The organism is Dyella sp. (genome assembly GCF_035508675.1).
In the GTDB taxonomy this organism is placed as follows: Bacteria; Pseudomonadota; Gammaproteobacteria; order Xanthomonadales; family Rhodanobacteraceae; genus Dyella_B.
In genome coordinates this window covers 1-2,245 of record NZ_DATJMN010000298.1, presented here as the reverse complement: position 1 = coordinate 2,245, position 2,245 = coordinate 1, and the positions used below count along the sequence as shown (strand labels likewise).

Sequence of the window (2,245 nt, the reverse complement as noted above, 5' to 3'; positions counted from 1 at the left end):
GACCAGCAGCTTCATCGCGGCGCGAAATCCCGGTGCGCGCCGGCCGCCGCGGGCGTACAGCAACAGCCATCCAAGCAGCAGCATTTGCAGCAGCGGCACCACGATCACCACCCCCGCCGCGGCCAAGGCGATCAGCGTGATCGGGCCTTGCGCCAATGCAGCGGCGGATTGCCACAGCGTGGCTTCGTTATGCAGGCCGTTGAAGCTGATGCGGATAATCGGGAAGACGTTGGCCATGACGTAGACGATGGCGGCCGCAATGGTCAGCGCCAGCCATCGATCGACATCCAGGCGACCTACGCGGTAGAACGGCGTGGCGCATATTTCGCAGCGCACGCACTCGCCTGCTGCCAGTGCCGGGCGCCGGTACACCGCGTCGCAGTGTTCGCAAACGACTAGAGTCGGAAAGGCTTTCATGATTTCACGGCAAAAAATTTCACCCTTCCTGCGCCGCAGGAAGCTGTTTGGATGAGGTTGGATGCAGGCTACGCGGCGGTCGTGATGCGATAGGCAAACGGGAACATTCCCAACACCTTGATCGCTTCTCTCTCGCTGCCCGGATCCGTCACGCTCACCGCGATGCGCAAAGCCCGCTTGTCGCTATCCATCTCGGCGGTGACGGATCGGACATCAATCCCGGCCTGCGCCAGTGCGCGTATCAGCGCATGCTCGGTTTCCATGCGCTTGAGTTCCGGCTTGTAGATCTTGCCGACGCCGGTCAACGGCATCCTGTCGATGATGGTGATGGCCTTGGGAACGGCCGCACGCTCGGCGACGTGCGACTCCATGTAAGCAAGCAACTGCGCCTCGTCGACCTGCGCGCCCGGTTTCAGCTGCACGTAGGCCACGGGCAGCTCGCCGGCGTGCCGGTCGGGCCGCCCTACCGCCGCCGCCAATGCCACCGCCGGGTGCGCATACAACGGCTGCTCGATCGTCGCCGGATCGATGTTGTGGCCGCCGCGGATGATCAATTCCTTGGTGCGCCCGGTAAGCCAGAAGTAGCCGTCGGCATCCCTGCGCGCCAGGTCGCCGGTATGCAGCCATCGCTTGCCGTCCCCAAGGTCGAGCCAGAGGGCACGGTTGTGCTCTTCGTTCAAGTAACCCCCGAAGACGTTCGGCCCGCTTACCGCCAGCACACCGGTTTCGCCATCGGCGGCGTCGCGCACATAGGCATCGTTGGCGTCCAATATCACCGTCTTCATGGCCTGGCCGGGAATGCGCAAACCCACCGAACCCACGCGGCGCTCGCCCAGCGGCGGATTGACGCTGCTGACACATGTCGCTTCGGTGAGCCCGTATCCCTCCAGAATCCGCAAGCCCGTCTGTTCCTGGAAGCGGCGGAACAATTCCGGCGCCATCGGCGCCGCGCCACACAATCCGTATTGCAGCGAATCCAATCGATGCCCCTGCCTGGGCACGTCGAGCAATGCGCTGTAGACCGTCGGCACCGCGCTGAAGAAATGGATCTGGTGATGCTCGACGATGCCCCAGAAGTGGGAGAGAACGCCCTCGCCACGATAACCCTGCGGCGTACCCATGATCACATGCGCGCCCTTTGAAAACGGCAGCAGCCCGGTGACCAACACACCGTTCACGTGGAACAGGGGCAAACCGCAGAACACGTTTTTCTCCGGGCCGATGCCGTCGCCCAGCACCTGCGCGACGCTCCACGCGTTGGCCACTTCATTGCGATGGCGGCGCATGGCGAGCTTGGGGAAGCCGGTGGTGCCGCCGGTGCAGAAGAACGACGAGTAGTCGTCCGGATCGATGCGTCGTCCGCTGAGCAGGCGGTCCGCCGGCTGAGCGTGCATCGCCCGATTGAAATCGTGGAATTGCAAATGCACCGGTTGCGTGGATGGTTCCCGCGGACGGGCATGCATCGCTTCGCGCAGCTTGCGCAGACGCGTCGGCCAGCTCTTCAATTTCATCACCCGCTCGGACAGGTTGACCAGCACCACATGGCGAAGGCTGGCCACGCGCCCCACTTCGGGCGACAGCTTGCGCCACAACGACGCGCCCGCGAACGAAGCCAGCGTGACCAGGATGCGCGCGTTCATGGCATTGAGTAGCGCCACGATGGCTTCGGGCTCCAGCAGCGGATTGATGGCTGCCACGATGCCGGTCGCCTGGCCGCCCCAGATGACGAAGTGGGTCTCCGGCAGATTGGGCAGCACGTAGGCGATCACCGTGTCTTTGTCCGCGCCGAGCGTGTGGAATAGATTCGCGGTGCGCGTCACCTCGTCGA

At 64.0% G+C, this 2,245-nt stretch carries 2 protein-coding genes; both read right to left on the bottom strand.

Going from position 1 to position 2,245, the window contains the following annotated elements:
- Nucleotides 1–417, bottom strand: a 417-nt coding sequence (locus VMA74_RS15860) for a paraquat-inducible protein A (protein WP_325368679.1), incomplete at its 3' end; no start/stop codon positions are given.
- Between the two features lie 68 nt (nucleotides 418–485).
- The coding region (locus VMA74_RS15855) for an acyl-CoA synthetase (RefSeq protein WP_325368677.1) at nucleotides 486–2,245 on the bottom strand (1,760 nt) is incomplete at its 5' end.